This is a genomic window from Propionigenium maris DSM 9537 (assembly GCF_027925155.1).
GTDB lineage: Bacteria > Fusobacteriota > Fusobacteriia > Fusobacteriales > Fusobacteriaceae > Propionigenium > Propionigenium maris.
Genome location: NZ_BSDY01000003.1, coordinates 167,944 through 185,670, shown reverse-complemented (window position 1 = coordinate 185,670; position 17,727 = coordinate 167,944). Strand labels below are relative to the sequence as shown.

The window sequence follows — 17,727 nt, the reverse complement described above, 5'->3', positions numbered from 1 at the left end:
TCTTTGAGATCTGTATTGACTTTCAAGGACATTAGGAGTAAACTGATGAAAGTGAAGTGGAGATGAAGCTCTCCAAAAGCAAATAGTGCTTTAAACTGTCTTGTGACTAATGGCTTCTACAAAATATGCTTATTTTTAAGTATATTTTGTAGGAGCCTTTTTGTTTTGGCGTAATCTTTATCTAGGAGGATTTGAATAGATGATTAATTTTAAGAGTGAAAAGATATTTTTGAAGTACCTTGTGAAGTGGTTGTTCATAGCAGGCTTGGTTGGCATATTTTCTGGAACAGCATCTGCATTTTTTCTCACACTGCTGGAAAGAGCAACAGAGGTAAGGCAGGCTAACAGAGTGCTGATCTACTTTCTTCCCCTGGGAGGGTTTGCAGTGGCTATCCTATACCACTTCTGGGGTAGATCCGTTGAAGCTGGAAACAATTTAATATTGGAGCAGATTCATACCCCTAAGAAGATCCTGCAGCTGAGGATGGCTCCCATGGTCTTATTTGGAACCGTCATAACCCACCTCTTTGGAGGGTCAGCAGGTAGAGAGGGGAGTGCCCTTCAGATGGGAGCTTCCCTGGCCGATCAGCTCACAAAAATATTTAAGTTCACCTCCAAGGACAGAAAGATAATACTCATAGCAGGTATGGCAGCTGGATTTGGCTCTGTTTTCGGAACTCCCCTGGCAGGAGCAATCTTCGGGATAGAGGTATATGTCATGGGAAAACTAAGTTATGAAGCTCTCCTTCCAGCCTTTGTAGCATCCATTATTGCAGATGAAGTTACCCAGAAGTGGTGGGGAGTTCACCACTCAGTTTACAGTATTGTAGATGTTCCAGAAGCTACCCTGCTGAACATCTTCTATGCCAGTGTGGCCGGGATACTATTTGGAATTACCGGAAAGGTATTCTCCCTCAGTATCTCAAAGGTAAAGAGACTTATAGGCAAGGTTACAACTTTTAAGCCCCTTCATGCAGTAATAGGTGGTATTGCAATAGTTTTACTGACTGAAATAATAGGGACCACGAGATACAATGGTCTGGGGCTTGATGTGATCTCAGAAACATTTGTTGTTCATGTGAACCCCTATGACTTTGCTCTGAAAATATTATTTACCGCCATCACCCTTGGTGCAGGTTATAAGGGAGGGGAGGTTACCTGTCTATTCTTTATAGGAGCCACTCTGGGAAATGCCCTTTCTCTCATTATTCCTCTGCCCATGGCAGTATTAGCTGGTATGGGGTTTGTGGCTGTTTTTGGAGCTGCCTCCAACACTCCCCTTGCCTGTACAATCATGGGGATAGAACTCTTTGGGACAGGGGTAGAACTTTTCGTGGGAATAGCCTGTGTCACAGCCTATCTGTTTTCAGGTCATTCCAGCATCTATTCTAAGCAGCTCATAGGAAGGAGCAAGGGAGAAACCTTTCATGAGCATGAGGGAAAGAAGATACATGAGATAGATGACTAGTCACATTTGGAAAGACCCCAAAAAACTTATCTGTAAATAAAAGAGTAGCTGCCCGCGGGCAGCTACTCTTTATTTAGTTTTTACTATTGAAGGTTTGAGAAGCTCATGCTCTCCTCATTCTAATATCTTTTAGCAGATGTCCGGCTCTTTGGTGTTTATATCGCACCTCATACACCTGTCACACTCTCTCAGGAGGGAGTCCCTTTCCATGGTTTTGGATATGAGCTTAAACTTATCCCTTCTTTCCTGGACAGAGAGTTCCTCTTCCTCCTCCCTTAGGATCTTCCATATATCCCAGTTTAGAGGTTTTTCATCTCCAAGGTCGATCTTCCTTCCCTTATAGAGTCCCTCTCCTCCCAGATATCTGTCCAAAGATTGGGCTGCCTTCTTTCCTTCAGCCACTGCCTTAACTGCTATTCCAGGCTTATAGGCATCTCCGCAGACAAAGACCTTTGGGTCGGTTGTAGCGAGATCTGTCCCAGCAACTACAAAGCCTCTTCTGTCGGTTTCAATACCCTCAAGGTATCCAGAGTCTGGGGATTGTCCAATGGCGAAGATTAAGGTGTCACACTCCACCTCCATAGTTTCATCTGTTACCTCTATACTAAACCTTCCAAATCTGTCGAAAACCTGGGATACCTTTTCAAAGACTATTTTTGAAACTCTGTCACCCTCCCTGATAAACTCCTTCGATCTCCAGCCGTTTCTAAGGATTACTCCCTCTTCCACTCCTCCCTGAATCTCCTCTTTGGATGCTGGCATCTCGTTATAGTTTCTTTCCAGGGTGATGACTTCTACCTCCGATCCAAGCCTCCTGGAGGTTCTGGCTGCATCCAGGGCCACGTCTCCGCCACCGATGACCACAACCCTGCCCAGAGATAATTTTTTCTGCAGGTACTTTACATCTCTCAGGATCTCCACAGAGGTAAATACATTAACTGCATCTGGCCCTATCTTATTTCCCACTACAGTACCTGTATTCAGTACTATCCCGTCATATTTATCCGCGAGTTCCAGGTACTTTTCCCTTGTCACCTGAAAATTATATGTGATATTCACCCCCACATCTGTAAGGTGGCTTACCTCCCTGTGGATTACCTCCTGAGGGAGTCTGTATTCAGGAATACCTGTAGCCAGATAACCTCCAGGGCGGTCGTTTTTCTCATAGAGGTGAACATCATAGCCGGTCTTACCCAGATAGTAGGCTGCTGTAAGCCCTGCGGGTCCCGCGCCGATGACAGCAACTTTTTTCCCCTTTGGCTCCAGTCTGTCTTCCACCACTACCTCGTTATACTTATCAGCAAGGTATCTCTTTACTTCCCTTATTGCCACTGGGCTGTCCAGCTCTCCCCTCATACACATTGTTTCACAAGGTCTTGCACAGATAACCCCACAGATGAAGGGGAGAGGATTCTCTCTTCTCATGAGCTGGTATGCTTCCAGCTCCCTATTGTTTCTTATGAGGTGGATGTAACCTGGTACATTTACATGGGCAGGACAGGTGGACATACACCTGGCATCAAAGGTCCTTCTGCAGATGAGATTTCTGCAGAACCCCTCCCTAATGTGTTCCTCAAACTCATCCTTGAATAGCTTGTAGAGCTCCTCAATGAGAACTCCTAATTTTTTAAGGGGTTTCTCCTGGTGGCCCCTGAGTTCCTCCAGATATTTAAAGAAGTCCTCTACCATATAATCCCTTACAACCTCTTTGGAGGTGAACTTTTCAAAGAGCTCCTCCAATTTAAGGATTACAGGAGGCTTTAAACCCATCTCCCTTTTTACATATCTCACAAGAAACCTTGTAAAATTTACAGGACATGACCGATCCGACATAAACATAAGCAGGGAATGCTTCTCACCTGCCAAGGAAACCTCTTCTACCATCCCTTCCAGGGGAAGGACCCTCCCAAGGGGACCCCCCACCTGTACAAACTTAGGAGTTCTCCCCCTTGAAGGTCCCCCGCATCTTTCCAGAAGATCAAAATAAGTCACTCCAGAATCCAATTTATACCTGCCGGGATTTTTAATATCTCCAAAAACATCTATATTCATAAACACTCACCTAATCCTCTAAATTCATTTGATTATACTGGTAGTACGATGGCACAATATTTTTTTGGATCTTTTCATATCCAAAGACCGAGAAGGGACAGTTTTTCTGACAGATACCGCAATCCTCATGTTTTTCAAACATGGGCAGACACCTCTTTTGATTTATCTTTCTTCTTCTTATTCCCTTCCACATGGTGGATTCCCATGGAACCGCCTTTGAGGGACATACCTTGTGACACATCCTGCAGTATCCGCAGAACTGCTCGATATTGTAATCCCTAGGTTTATCAAGGGGAAGGTCTGCGTTAACAGCAACTGCAGAGAACCTGGCTCTCATCCCCGCCTGAGGAGTTATGAGTACAGCGTGGGATCCAAAGGATCCCATGCCGGCATTTGCTGCATGGGGTGGATATTTAATAACGCCGTCAAGTCCTACATATGCAACAGCCTCATACCCCCTGCCCCTTATAAAGTCAGCTATAAGGTGTGCCCTGCTCCCAGCCTGTTCATAGGCCTTGAAGATGGCGTGTTCCCTTGTTTTATGCCCAGGTTCAGGGAGTTCCATGGTCTGTTCATAGTCCATCTCATTGGCAATCATAATTAAAGTGTCGTAGGGCACCAGCTCATCGGATTCCTCTGCAATGGATCTTCTGTCTACTTTTGTAATCCCTATGGCAGCTGCTCCTACCCCTTCTCCATACTTTTTTATTTCACAAGCCAGTCTACTTAAATCCCTCTCCCTGTCTTCTGCTACCTGAGGACTCTTCCTTCCCCTGGGCCACTCTGTATTCATCCTGTTTAACCCCTTTAAAAGTTTTGGATAGGGTATGGCCCTTCCAGTGGCACGGGTCAGCGTTGGATAAAATACGTCACCTATATAGTGCATGTCCTCCGACCATAGAGGTGCAGGCATCAGACCAGGAGGATAAGTTTCACTGTAGAGATCAAAATCATCTACATCGATGCCGTAATAGGGATTGGTGTCGGTTATCTCCTTCCCGTAGTTCTCAGGGGAAAACTTACTTCTTCCGTAGTCTTCCCAGTCCCACCTGTATATCTTATTCCCCTTTTCCAATTCCCACATATATGAAAATTCAGGAGGTTCATAGCCCCTTATCTTGTATTTAATACAGTTTTTTATAAGCCTTGGAGCAAAAGGTAAAAAATGTCTGTATTTCTTCTTTATAATACCCATGATAGTGTCACCTCTCTTTTTTATAAAATACTATCACCCCCTCAAGGGAGGGAGCTGTGACAGCTGTCATAGAAGTGGCGGATATATTTCAAATAAAAAGGCAGGGTGATCTTGTCTCCCAATAGGTATAATCAAGTTTTATATATTAACTCAAGTTGCTACCTTTAGGTGAAATTCAAAACATTTGCCACTAATGACACAAATTAGAATGTAAAACAAGTGGGAAGCATTTTCACAAATGAGGTCTTTTTAATTTTGCTCAATTGTTTAAAGTCCTTTTATTTAGAAATTCGTGTAAATTCGTGGCTAAAAAAGATTTTGGTTTTAAGATTTTTCAGTAGTGATTTCTTAAGTAGCAACTTAGGTTAAATCATTTAATAATTTTTTAATTTTCCAGGCAATAAAAAAAGGCACCCTGGGTGCCTGTATCGGTTTAAGCTGCTGTCAATTTTCTAAAGCCTCTCCTTGAGATAGTTATTAAACCTATCTACATCGGAAACATATATCCTGTTTTTCTCCTTAACGATGATCTGGTTGTCTACGAGCTTTGCTACTACCCTCAGGAAGTTTCTGTAATCTAAGTTCATACAGTAGGAGAGGTCTGTAAGGGACCTGAATTCTACCTCATAATCCTTTTCCTTGAGGTAGAGGAGGAAGTAGTTTTCATGGGATATGGCTGTGGATTTTATAAAAGTTCTTCTTGCAAGATCTACCAGCTTTCGGACAACATCCATATACATAGACTTCCAGAAGAAATAGTTTTTGTCCAGAGTTAATACGATTGATTTTTCCACTCCCAGGAGCTCGACCTCTGTTTTTGCAACCATATTTACTTCCCACTGATCAAAATAGAAGTCCGCCGACCCCAGCAGATCCCCTTTTTTAGCAGTTACAAGGTGCATCACATTTCCATTTTCAGATGTGAAGTTGATGTCAACCTCCCCCTCCAATACCAGGTAGATCCCTTCCAGCTCTTCCTTGGAAAATGCAATCTCCTCATTTTTTTGATATCTATACTCCCTTACTCCAGGTGTAGTTAGAAAACTCTCCTTCAGCATATTGAAATCTTCCATAGCTCCCCCTTTCTCTGCCTAAAGAACTCTCTCTAGGATCCCTACTATAAGTATATCACAAATGTTCCTTAAGAAGTTTTGCAAGTTTAATGGTCTAAAAAAAATTAAACTCAGTCCTATTATGACCGCTGTCATAACATTTTTTTTCAATAGGTAATATAGTTATTATAAGTGAATCTTGAGTTCTGCAATATTTTTCTTAGATTAAATAATTATAGCTATACGGAATAAGAAACAAAGGAGTAACTATGACCATCGAAAAACTATCTAAATTATTACCTGAACTGAGTTCTAAAGACTTGAATATAATTTTTTCTAAATCCCTCAATGAACTGTTTGTTCTTCGGCAGCTTTCTGAAGATGAGATCTTTACACCTAAGAATGACTGTCTCTATATCGTTAAAAGCGGTAAGGTCATATCAACTGTATTTATTGAGGAGCGTCTGGAGTTTAATATGGAGTTCAAGGAGGGGGAGTGTCTCGGGCATGTAGATCTCTTTCTAGATGAAGCTATGGACTTGATATTAAAGGGGATGCCCACCGCTACCCTTCTAGAGCTTCCAATAATGAAGCTTATCAACAATACAGACATACAATTTTTGTTGAATCTATATAATATCATGATTAAAAATCTGCTGCTTAATACTTTAAAGCTTATCAAGACCCATGCTGCCAAGCTGAGCCTTTCCAATGAACAGTACCTTGTTGATTTTCTTATATCCAGTGGAGGTACCTTCACCTATACCTCGACCAGCGAGCTTGCCCAGCTGCTTAATATGGATATCCGTACAATGCAGAGGGCATTGAAAAGACTTATTGAAAATAAGACCCTTGAAAAAAGTAGAAAAATACTGAAAATAATTCATATGGATTCTGCCAGAGAGATCCTTGAGACCTCATAAAATCCAGCTTACCAAAAAAGGAGTAACTGTAATTACAGTTACTCCTTTTTCTAACTCTTCTTTCTGTTGCTCTTTACAAAGATGTTGTTTTCATCTGAGAACTTCTCAAACCTCTTGAGGTACTTCTCCGTCTTCTCCTTATCCTTGTGGGAGAGAGAAAATACCAGGGCATTGATGAGGCACATCACTGCAGAGAGGTGGTCCACGAAAAATGCCTTCCTCACGGGAATGATAAAGAGGTAATCTGCCAGCTCGGCCAGAGGTGAAACCACACTGTCTGTAATAACTATAAGGGTTCCTCCCCTCTCCTTGAGTATCTCAGCTATTGTCACTACATTTTGAGGATACCTTGGAAACCCAAAAAGGATGGCAGCTGTATTCTCGTTGAGGTCATTCAGGTAGTTAAACCACCTCTCATTCCATTCATCTATAATCTGCACTTTGGGATGGATCTTGCTGAGGTTGTATCCTGCATAGCTGGAAAGGCAGTAGGACCCCTTAAACCCCACAGTGAGGATACTCTCCTTTTCATTGAGGGACTCCACAGCACTGTTAAATGTTTCAGTGGAGAGTTCCTTCAGAGTTCTGTTGATTATCTCAACCTCAGACTCAAAGATATCCTGATAGGCATTTGTTGTATCCTCCACCTTCTCTATGGAAAACTTATCCAGAGCCGAGAGCTCATTCTTCAGAGATTCCCTCAGCTCCCACTGAAATTCGGGATAACCCTTGTATCCCATATAGGAAGCAAATCTTATTACCGTGGACTCACTTACCCCTGCAGCTACTCCTAAAGCTGTAGAGGTCATGAAGGCGCACTGCTTCTGATTCTTCAAAATATATCCCGCCAACTTTCGCTGTTTTGGGGGAAGCTCCGACACCATACTTTGAATTTTATGTGCTAAACTAAACTCATCCTTCTTCATGTATCCTCCTTTATCACCAATAAAATAAGGACTTAACCCAATAAGGCCTTTGATTATTTACATTCATTTTAGGATATAACCTTTCCCACCATTTGTCAAGGATTCCCCTCTGAGGGCCACCATATAGCCCTTTCTCTATCCAATTATACCCTCAATTTGAAGATTTGAAGAATTTAATTCTTCAAATTTAAAAAAAAGAAGAAATTCCTTCAAAAATTCATTGACATTATCCAATAGATCTTATAATATACAAGCATTAATAATTCACTGTGTTAGTTTTTGTCACAAAACCGACGTTTTTAGTTGTTAGATAATTATTTATAAATATATCGGATTTGAACTCAACAAGGAGGAAGAAGTAATGAGCGTCTATGAAAAGGCATTGGAGCTGCATGAAAGCAGAAGGGGTAAGATAGAGGTTGTATCTAAGGTAAAGGTTACCAACAGGGAGGAGCTGTCCCTGGCTTACTCTCCAGGGGTAGCAGAGCCCTGCAGAAGGATAGCAGAGAATAAAAATGATGTCTATAGATATACTTCCAAGGGAAATCTTGTAGCAGTGGTTACAGATGGTTCTGCTGTATTGGGCCTTGGAAATATCGGGCCAGAAGCAGCTCTTCCTGTTATGGAGGGAAAGGCTATCCTCTTTAAGGAGTTTGCTGGAGTAGACGCTATACCTATCTGCCTGGATACACAGGATGTAGATGAGATCGTGAAAACCTGTAAGCTTCTGGCACCGGGCCTTGGAGGAATAAACCTAGAGGATATCTCAGCACCTAGGTGTGTGGAGATAGAGACAAGGCTAAAGGAGGAGCTGGATATTCCAGTGTTCCACGATGACCAGCACGGAACAGCTATAGTTGTAACTGCAGGGCTTATAAATGCCTACAAGCTTATGGAGAGGGACCTGAAGGATGCCAAGGTTGTCGTATGCGGAGCCGGAGCAGCGGGATCATCCATTATAAAGATGGTAAGGGACCTGGGAGTTAAGGACATTGTGGCTCTGGACATCCACGGGATCATCTCCAGGGGAGATGAGAGCAGAGAGTATGATCCTCTGACTAAGGAACTTTCTGAAATTACAAACACTGACAATATCACTGGAGGACTTGCAGAAGCAGTAAGGGGAACAGATATCTTCATAGGGGTTTCAGCTGGTGGAATCCTGAAAAAAGAAATGGTGGAAACTATGAACAAAGACGCTGTAATCTTTGCCATGGCAAACCCTACACCAGAGATCATGCCAGAGGAGGCTCTAGAGGCTGGAGCTAGAATAGTAGGAACTGGAAGATCGGACTACCCAAACCAGGTAAACAATGTGCTTGCCTTCCCGGGACTATTTAAGGGAGCTCTGGAAGTGGGAGCCACTAAGATTACCGAGGAGATGAAGATGGCCGCTGCCAAGGGAATAGCCTCTGTTGTAGAGGGTGAGCTGAGGGATGACTACATCCTTCCAGATGCCTTTGATGAAAGGGTTGCAAGGGTTGTAGCAGATTCAGTAAAGAAAATTGCCGTAGAAAAAAACTTAATTAGAAAATAGGAGTGATTAAAATGAATAGATATAGAATAGAATCAGATTCACTGGGAGCAGTGGAAGTACCAAAGGAAGCATACTACGGAGCACAGACCCTTAGAGGTAAGATGAACTTCCCTATTACAGGGCACAAAATATCTGAGGACTTCATTAGAGCAATGGCTACTGTTAAGAAGGCTGCAGCTATTGCTAACTTCAAGGCTGGGATGATCTCCAAGGAGATAGCAGATGCCATGGTAGAGGCCTGTGATGAGATACTAGAGGGAAAATTTTTCGACGAGTTCATAACTGATTCCATCCAGGGGGGAGCAGGAACATCTATGAACATGAATATAAATGAGGTAATCGCCAACAGAGCAGGTGAGATCCTTGGGGGAGAGAAGGGAGCCTACGATAGGGTTCACCCAAACGACCACGCTAACTATGGTCAGTCTACCAACGATGTAATCCCAACATCTGGAAAGCTTACTGTACTGATGAAGAGTGGTAAACTTCTAGAGGCTCTTGAAGAGCTCCACAATGCCCTTCTGGAAAAATCCAAGGAGTTTGACGATGTAATTAAGATGGGGAGAACTCACCTGCAGGACGCTATCCCTATCAGACTGGGACAGGAGTTCAAGGCATATGCTCTTCCTATTGCTAGAGATATAAAGAGAATTAAGTATGTATTGGAGGACTTTAAGTTCGTAAATATGGGAGCTACTGCTGTGGGAACTGGTCTTAATGCAGATGTTGAGTATGTAAACAGCATCGTTGGAACCCTAGCAGAGGTAAGTGGTTACGATATCCACCAGGTAGAGGATCTTGTAGACGGTACAAGAAACCTGGATTCCTTTGTATGGCTGTCATCAGCTCTTAAGATAGCAGCAGTAAACCTGTCTAAGATGTCCAACGACCTGAGACTAATGTCATCAGGACCAAAGGCGGGAATCAACGAGATCAACCTGCCTCAGAGACAGCCTGGATCATCTATCATGCCAGGAAAGGTAAACCCTGTAATCCCAGAGGTTATGAACCAGGTTTCCTTCCAGGTATTTGGTAACGACCAGACTATCACAAAGGCTGCAGAAGCTGGACAGCTTGAGCTAAATGTATTTGAGCCGGTATTATTCTTCAACCTATTCCAGTCTATAGAGGTACTTACAAATGGAGTTAAGACTCTTACTACTAACTGTATAGAAGGTATCACAGCCAACAGAGAGGTGTGTAAGGATATGGTAGATGGAAGTATTGGAATAATTACAGCCCTTGCACCACACATTGGATACAAGAACTCATCGGATATAGCTAAGGAAGCACTGAAGACTGGTATCCCAGTGGCAAAACTTACTGTGGAGAAGGGACTTCTGACACAGGCAGAGGTTGAAACTATCCTGAATCCATTTGAGATGACAAGGCCTGGTATCCCAGGGAAGGTTCTTCTCAGAAGATAGTATTTAGACGATTAAAAAAAGAAAAGTTTTATTATATAGTTTATTCCTTTACCATCTATTTAAAGGGTAAAGGAATAAACTTTTCGTGATATGAATTATCGACAAAAGAATTTACTAATAATTTATTCAATGACTATAAAAACAGGAGGTTGTTTTTTTGAGTAAGCTTAAGATAATGGAAACGGCACTGAGAGACGGACACCAGTCTCTCATAGCTACCAGACTTAAAACTGAAGAGATCCTGCCAATCTTAGAGAAGATGGATCAGGCTGGATACCACGCCATGGAGGTATGGGGAGGAGCTACCTTTGATGCCTGCATCAGATTCCTCAACGAGGATCCGTGGGAGAGGCTCCGTGAGATAAGGAAGAGGGTAAAGAATACCAAGCTTCAGATGCTCCTTAGAGGTCAGAACCTTCTTGGGTACAGACACTACGGAGATGATGTGGTGGAGAAGTTTGTAGAGAAGTCCATAGAAAACGGTATCGACATAATAAGGATCTTCGATGCCCTAAACGACTACAGAAATGTAAGAACCTCTGTGGAAGCTACAAAGAAGTATGGGGGACACGCTCAGGTGTGTATCGCTTATACCACAAGTGAGGTTCACACAGTGGACTACTATGTGGAGAAGGTAAGGGAGATAGGAGCCATGGGTGCAGATTCCATCTGTATCAAGGATATGGCGGGAATCCTCCTTCCCAATGTAGCCTATGAGCTCATAAGAAGGATCAAGGAGGTATCGGACCTTCCTGTACAGCTTCACACACACTGTACCTCGGGAATTGCGTCTATGCTCTATATGAAGGCAGTGGAAGCTGGAGTGGATATTATAGATACGGGAATATCTCCATTTTCTGGAGGAACAGCCCAGCCATCTACAGAGGTGTTTGCCCAGGTATTCAAGGGGCATGAGAGGGATCCTAAGCTGGACTTAGATATTCTCGCTGAGATAGCCGACTACTTCAAGCCAATCAAGGAGAAGTATAGAGCAGAAGGAATACTTAATCCCAAGGTGATGGACACGGAGCCTAAGACCCTGAAGTATCAGGTGCCAGGAGGAATGCTGTCAAACCTTCTTTCCCAGCTGGAGGGACAGGGAGCAGCAGACAAGTATGAGGATGTACTCAATGAGATCCCCAGGGTAAGAAGGGACCTTGGTTATCCACCACTGGTAACTCCACTGTCTCAGATGGTGGGAACCCAGTCGGTATTCAATGTCCTTACCGGGTCCAGATACAAGGTAGTACCTAAGGAGATCAGGGACTATGTAATGGGAATGTATGGTCAATCCCCGGCACCGGTGGACGAGGAGATAAAAAAGATAATAATCGGAGATGAAACTCCCATCGACCACAGACCTGCAGATGATATCGAGCCAGAGTTTGAAAAGATCACAGGAGAGATAGGGGAGCTGGCTAAATCTGAGGAGGATGTACTCATGTATGCCCTCTTCCCGGAGAATGCCAAGAAGTTCCTGGATAACAGAGGAAAGCCTCAGGTAGAGGAGTACCATATCAATCTTGTAATTTAATAATTTAGTTCATTCTTTGCTTCTCCAAAGAACGAACCAAGAAAAGAGATCCTTTAACAATGTCTTAATGGCTAAATATTAATTTTATCGCCTTTATGAGCTACAGTCTTTCCTTCGGTCAGAAACTTAAATTGTTTAACGGCTGAGAAAACGCTCTTGATCAAAGTACCGTCGACTGTTAAAGGCAGATAAAAATCTCAAATAGACATTAGTGTGACATTGTAAGAAGAAGAAAAAGGAGGAAATAACTTGATATTTCAAGAGCAAATGACCTTTGCAGAGGGTCTACAGCTTACAGCAATAGCCATGGGTATAGTATTTATACTGCTCTTTGCCATATCGGTAACCTTAGAGCTGTTCAGACACATTCCCCATGGGGAGAAGAAATCAGATACAAAGCCGGCAGCTCCAGTGCAAAAAGTACCAGCAGTGGAGACGGCAGGAGTGGACTGGGCCGAGCTGGAAGCCGATGAGGATATGATGGTAGCAGCCCTTGTGGCATCCATGGAAGCAGCAGGAGAGAATAAGGATACAAACTATAGGATAACAAGAATAACGAAGCTTTAACGGAGGATTATAAGAGATGAAGAAGATCTATAAGATAAAGGTAAATGGAAAGGCATATGAGGTGGAGTTACAGGAGGTAACTACTGTAGAGGGGACTGTGGAAGCTCCTGCAACCCTAGGAGAAACGACACCGGCACCAGCTACTCCAAAGAAATCTATGGTAGGGGGAGAGACTGTAACAGCTCCAATGCCTGGAACTATTGTGGACATTAAGGTAAGAGTAGGGGACTCTGTAGCTAAGGGACAGCTTGTGGCAGTACTGGAAGCTATGAAGATGGAGACTGAGATCCTGGCTCCAGATGCGGGAACTGTAACTGAGATCCACGTAGGAAAGGGAGCAGCAGTAAACTTAGGAGATGCAATAGTATCTTTAGGATAGGAGGAAAGCAATGTTAGAGATTATAGCTCAGTTTATGAGCAGTACAGGATTTTCCCTTTTATCCATTCAGCAGGTAATCATGATGCTTATTGCATGCGGGTTCCTGTACCTAGCAGTAAAAAAGGGATATGAGCCATACCTGTTGATCCCAATTGCCTTTGGAATGTTACTGGTTAACCTTCCTGGGGGAGGATTGATGGAAAAGGGCGGACTATTTTATTATCTGTATCAGGGAACTAAGTATGGAGTATATCCTCCTCTTATCTTCCTTTGTGTGGGAGCAAGTACAGACTTCGGACCACTTATAGCAAACCCTAAGAGTATCTTACTTGGAGCAGCAGCACAGTTTGGAATCTTCTTTGCATTCCTTGGAGCTATCGCAATGGGATTCCTAGGACCGGAAGCAGCTTCCATCGGTATCATCGGAGGAGCAGACGGACCTACAGCTATCTACCTGACTTCACAGCTAGCGCCGCAGCTACTGGGACCAATAGCTCTGGCAGCCTACTCATATATGGCCCTGGTACCAATTATCCAGCCGCCGATCATCAAGGCTCTTACCACTAAGGAGGAGAGAGAGATCAAGATGGAGCAGGCAAGGCACGTGAGTAAGAATGAGAAGATAGCCTTTCCTATTATTGTAACTATCCTAGTGGTAATGCTACTACCTACAGCGGCACCGCTTGTTGGAATGCTTATGTTTGGTAACCTGATCAAGGAATCTGGAATGGTACCAAAGCTTGTGGATGCAGCAACAAATTCGCTTATGTATATAGTAACTATTCTACTGGGGATTACAGTTGGAGCTACAGCTAACGCTGAATCCTTCCTGAATCCACAGACGATGAAGATAACAGCTCTTGGACTTGCAGCCTTCTCTATAGGAACAGCCAGCGGGGTGTTGTTTGGTAAGGTAATGTGTAAAGCGACTGGAGGAAAGATCAACCCTATGATTGGAGCAGCGGGAGTGTCAGCAGTACCTATGGCAGCCAGAGTAGTACAGAAGGTGGGACAGGATGAGAATCCTCACAACTTCCTTCTTATGCACGCAATGGGACCAAATGTAGCAGGGGTAATCGGATCTGCAGTGGCAGCCGGTGTACTTCTAAATGTATTCTAAGAGTTTTTTAAAGTAAGTTGATTTTAAAGGGAGTGGGGTTAAACAGATATTTCTAAATCAATATCTGTTTATTCTTCAACTCTGTAGAGATATAAAGTAAAGCATTACAAAAAATAAAATTAAAATGGAGGGTTTACCATGTCTGAATTAACAATACCTAAAAGTGAGAAACACCTTTTTGCCCCAGGGCCAACAAATGTACCTGAGGATATCAGAAGAGAGGTAGCGAGAGATCTTATCCACCACGTAACTCCAGAGTACGCTGAGCTACTGTGGGGAGTTACAGACAAGTTGAAGAAGGTATTTAAAACTGAAAAGTATGTACTATCTACAACTGCAACTGGAAGTGCAGGGATGGAGACATCTGTAATAAACTTCTTCTCAAGGGGAGATAAGGTAATAGTACTTAATACTGGAAACTTTGGAAACAGATATGTACAGATATGTAATGCTTACGGGCTGGATGTAGTGGAGCTAAAGTATGAGTGGGGACAGGCATATAAGCTAGAGGATGTAAAGAAGGCACTAGCTGAAAACAGCGATGTAAGGGGAATTATCGTAAACCACTCGGAAACATCTACTGGGGTACTTAACGATGTAAGACCTCTAGGAGAGCTTACAAGAGATACAGATATGCTTCTTATTGTAGATGCAATAAGCGGACTTATTGTAAATGAGTTTAAGTTTGATGAGTGGGGGATCGACTGTGCAGTGGCTGCCAGCCAGAAGGGATTCCTACTTCCTCCTGGACTTATCTACTTTGCCCTGTCTGAGAAGGCTAAGAAGGCTATGGAGACATCTGATCTTCCTAAGTTCTACTTTGACTTTCAGAGATACTTTGATTTCCTGGAGCAGGGAAGACACCCACAGACACCAGCAGTTAACCTTGTAATAGCAACGGACTATGCATGTGACTACCTGTTAGGGAAGACTATAGAGGGGATGACAGCTCACCACAAGATGCTGAGAGAGTATATAGAGTCTGAGCTTATAAACCTTGGATTCAGATTATTTGTTGAGGATGAGGATACAAGATCCAATACAGTGGTGCCAGTATGGGGAATCGAGGGAATTCCTTGTAACGACCTGAGAAAGAAGCTTTCAGAGGAGCACAACATTACAATTGCAGGAGGATATGGACACCTTCAGCCGCATATGCTGAGAGTAGGAAATATAGGAAAGTATGAGAAGAGCGATATCGACTTCCTTATCTCTAAGATGAAGATAGTAATCGATGAGATGAAGGCTGAGATGAAATAGAAGGATGAACAACTTAGGAGGAGAGATGTTAGATAAGGTTCTTATAATAAATACAGGTGGAACAATTGGAATGGTTAACAGTGAGGCGGGAAATCCCCTGAGCCCACTTAGACCAGCTGAAAACTGGCATGAGATAGCCAAGGAGCATCCCATATTAAATAAGTTTTCTACAGACTACTACCAGTTTACTCCCCTAATAGATTCCTCGGATATGCATCCTGAGAGCTGGGGAAGGATAGCTGAGGTAATAGCTGAAAACTATGATACCTATAGGGGCTTTGTAGTGCTCCACGGGACGGATACCATGGCATTTACCTCTTCGGCTCTCTCCTTTATGTTGAAGAATCTAGATAAACCTGTGGTCCTTACAGGATCACAGGTACCTCTTCAGAGTCCAAGGAGTGATGCCCTTCAAAACCTTGTTACGGCTATACAGATAGCTGGAAATGAACTCTACGGTGCCCGTGTGGTGCCGGAGGTTTGTATCTTCTTCAGGGATACTCTTTTAAGGGGAAACAGGGTCAGGAAGATGGATGCCACCAACTACTTTGGCTTTTCCTCGCCCAACTATCCAAGTCTGGGGGAAGCAGGGGGAGACCTGAAAATCAGGAAGAACAGGATTCTTGCTCCGAGCAGCGAAGGCTTTCATATAGACACCTCTTTAGAGGACAGGGTGGTTGTCATAGAGATCTTCCCTGGCTTAAAGCCAAATTATATTAAGAAGATCTTTGAAAATAATGAGGATATAAGGGGAGTAATCCTGAAGACCTATGGAAATGGAAATGCCCCTACAAGCGATGAGTTTATCGAGGTCATTGAATATATCACCTCCAAGGGTATAGTGGTATTGAATATTACCCAGTGTACCACAGGAAGGGTGAAGATGGGGCTCTATGAGGCCAGCGCCAGACTTCTAGATGCAGGGGTTGTAAGCGGACTGGATCTCACTCCTGAAGCGGCTATAGCCAAGCTTATGCATCTTCTGGGGAAGACTCAGGATGTAGAGGAGGTAAAGAGGCAGCTTCAGATAGATATCTGTGGAGAGCAGACTCTGAACCATTATAAGTTTGAGCACAGTCATACCCAGAGGGAGGAGGAGTGTTCCTTTACCTTTGATATCCCCAAGAGCATTGTAGGGGATGATCTGGTAGAGGCTTCCATAAGGGTCAAGGGAATAGTACCTCTGGAGGAGGAGGTTACCGACGTAAGACTCACTATAGAGCTGGAAGGGGATATCCCAGTGGAAAACCTGAGAAACTTCAGATCTCACAAGGAGATAAGAAGGACGAGGGATAATCTGGGAGATGACATTCTCGTGAGCTTCAATCACTGTACCAAGAAGCTTGTGGACAACTGTGAGGCCATAAGAGTAAGATTAAAGGCAGACAGGAAGATAGAGTGGGGATCTATAACATTCTCCATCTACTCTGAAAATTAATAGTAACAACTAAAAAAAGGTCCTAGAAAGGACCCTTTTTTAGTATGAAGATAAACTATTTAATGGTGTTACTTTCTTATCATGATGTAAGAAAGTAACCAAAGAAAATCTAGTCCTACGTAATGTCTAATAAGCAGGATATTAATATACGACCTTTGAGAGCTCTAATCTTTCTTATTAAGAGTTACAAGATATTGGTAAATTAAGAAAACTCAGAGCTTCTGAAGAAGTCTGAGTACTGACAATCATAATCAGATAAATCTTCATTGATTTTCAGCAACTTAGTCTGTTGGACGGTTTAGTTAAGATTTGAAGTAAAAAGTCATAGCAGCTACTTCGGACACTTTTAAATATAAATTAAAGGATCAGGATTCTTCAACAGCTTTAACTATCTTTAAAATAACCTCCTCGGTGCTCTCTATTATCTCCCTATTGGAAAACCTCATAGTTCTGATACCCAGCTCCTCTAAATACTCTCCCCTTTCCCTGTCATGCTTAAGTCCCCTTTCAGTGTAGTGCTGCCTGCCATCTGCCTCTACCACAATTCTGGGAGTTGGTAGATAAAAATCCGCTATATAGGGACCTATGGGAGACTGCTTGATGACCTCTCCCTCCCCCAAGACCTTCCTCAACTCCCTCTCCAGAAGTCTCTCTGCAGAGGTTTCCCTCTTGACCCTTCTTCTTATGCCCTTCTGAAAATTCCTCATAGCCCTCCCTCCCCTGTTTCCTTTAAATATAATATTGGAAGTGTAGAGAAAAAACCTTTAAAGTTATCGATCTCTCAATAAAATTTCCCCTCGGATTATAAAGCCATATGGGAGGAGGTAAAAAATAATCGGTGGAGACTAT

The 17,727-nt window shown here is 43.1% G+C and carries 14 protein-coding genes, 1 pseudogene and 1 riboswitch; of the genes and pseudogenes, 10 read left to right on the top strand and 5 right to left on the bottom strand.

Translation table 11 applies throughout. The features are described from left to right. The first annotated feature begins 49 nt into the window (after window positions 1–49). A riboswitch (Fluoride riboswitch) is annotated at window positions 50–126 on the top strand. A 73-nt stretch (window positions 127–199) separates the two neighbouring features. Next, the gene (locus tag QMG11_RS04235; protein WP_281833710.1) at window positions 200–1,468 is read left to right on the top strand and encodes a voltage-gated chloride channel family protein; all 1,269 of its coding nucleotides are present in this window, start codon (window positions 200–202) and stop codon (window positions 1,466–1,468) included. Window positions 1,469–1,597: 129 nt separating this feature from the next. On the opposite strand, the gene QMG11_RS04230 is transcribed toward QMG11_RS04235, so the two are convergent. The 3 genes from QMG11_RS04230 to QMG11_RS04220 all read right to left on the bottom strand — a co-directional run bounded on the left by QMG11_RS04230 (window position 1,598) and on the right by QMG11_RS04220 (window position 5,788). Continuing rightward, the gene (locus tag QMG11_RS04230) at window positions 1,598–3,520 is read right to left on the bottom strand and encodes an FAD-dependent oxidoreductase (RefSeq protein ID WP_281833708.1); all 1,923 of its coding nucleotides are present in this window, start codon (window positions 3,518–3,520) and stop codon (window positions 1,598–1,600) included. A 10-nt stretch (window positions 3,521–3,530) separates the two neighbouring features. After that, window positions 3,531–4,715, bottom strand: coding sequence for a reductive dehalogenase domain-containing protein (locus QMG11_RS04225; RefSeq protein ID WP_281833706.1), 1,185 nt, complete (start codon window positions 4,713–4,715; stop codon window positions 3,531–3,533). Between the two features lie 452 nt (window positions 4,716–5,167). Next, a complete protein-coding gene (locus QMG11_RS04220) occupies window positions 5,168–5,788 on the bottom strand; it encodes a Crp/Fnr family transcriptional regulator (protein WP_281833705.1) in 621 nt (206 codons plus the stop codon). A 248-nt stretch (window positions 5,789–6,036) separates the two neighbouring features. On the opposite strand from QMG11_RS04220, the gene QMG11_RS04215 reads away from it, so the two are divergent. Further along, a complete protein-coding gene (locus tag QMG11_RS04215) occupies window positions 6,037–6,690 on the top strand; it encodes a cyclic nucleotide-binding domain-containing protein (protein WP_281833704.1) in 654 nt (217 codons plus the stop codon). Between the two features lie 50 nt (window positions 6,691–6,740). On the opposite strand, the gene QMG11_RS04210 is transcribed toward QMG11_RS04215, so the two are convergent. Next, window positions 6,741–7,616 carry a MurR/RpiR family transcriptional regulator gene (locus QMG11_RS04210; RefSeq protein WP_281833703.1) on the bottom strand — a complete coding sequence of 292 codons (876 nt, stop codon included), beginning with the start codon at window positions 7,614–7,616 and terminating at the stop codon, window positions 6,741–6,743. Between the two features lie 361 nt (window positions 7,617–7,977). On the opposite strand from QMG11_RS04210, the gene QMG11_RS04205 reads away from it, so the two are divergent. From QMG11_RS04205 to QMG11_RS04170, 8 genes and pseudogenes are all read left to right on the top strand, one after another. After that, window positions 7,978–9,153: an NAD(P)-dependent malic enzyme gene (locus QMG11_RS04205; protein ID WP_281833702.1), complete on the top strand. Its 1,176-nt coding sequence runs from the start codon at window positions 7,978–7,980 to the stop codon at window positions 9,151–9,153. Between the two features lie 11 nt (window positions 9,154–9,164). Continuing rightward, entirely contained in the window at window positions 9,165–10,580 is a 1,416-nt protein-coding gene (locus QMG11_RS04200; protein ID WP_281833700.1) for an aspartate ammonia-lyase, read from the top strand. Window positions 10,581–10,737: 157 nt separating this feature from the next. Further along, complete coding sequence (locus QMG11_RS04195; protein ID WP_281833699.1) at window positions 10,738–12,114, top strand: oxaloacetate decarboxylase subunit alpha; 1,377 nt, start codon at window positions 10,738–10,740, stop codon at window positions 12,112–12,114. A 249-nt stretch (window positions 12,115–12,363) separates the two neighbouring features. Next, entirely contained in the window at window positions 12,364–12,681 is a 318-nt protein-coding gene (locus QMG11_RS04190) for an OadG family protein (RefSeq protein WP_281833698.1), read from the top strand. A 16-nt stretch (window positions 12,682–12,697) separates the two neighbouring features. Then, entirely contained in the window at window positions 12,698–13,060 is a 363-nt protein-coding gene (locus QMG11_RS04185) for a biotin/lipoyl-containing protein (protein WP_281833696.1), read from the top strand. A gap of 10 nt (window positions 13,061–13,070) precedes the next feature. After that, entirely contained in the window at window positions 13,071–14,180 is a 1,110-nt protein-coding gene (locus tag QMG11_RS04180; protein ID WP_281833694.1) for a sodium ion-translocating decarboxylase subunit beta, read from the top strand. A 138-nt stretch (window positions 14,181–14,318) separates the two neighbouring features. Then, the gene (locus QMG11_RS04175) at window positions 14,319–15,440 is read left to right on the top strand and encodes a pyridoxal-phosphate-dependent aminotransferase family protein (protein ID WP_281833692.1); all 1,122 of its coding nucleotides are present in this window, start codon (window positions 14,319–14,321) and stop codon (window positions 15,438–15,440) included. A gap of 25 nt (window positions 15,441–15,465) precedes the next feature. After that, a pseudogene (locus QMG11_RS04170) lies at window positions 15,466–16,494 on the top strand (asparaginase); the annotation flags it as partial. A gap of 749 nt (window positions 16,495–17,243) precedes the next feature. Here the strand turns inward: QMG11_RS04170 and QMG11_RS04165 are convergent. Continuing rightward, the gene (locus QMG11_RS04165; RefSeq protein ID WP_281833688.1) at window positions 17,244–17,585 is read right to left on the bottom strand and encodes an endonuclease domain-containing protein; all 342 of its coding nucleotides are present in this window, start codon (window positions 17,583–17,585) and stop codon (window positions 17,244–17,246) included. Window positions 17,586–17,727: the final 142 nt, after the last annotated feature.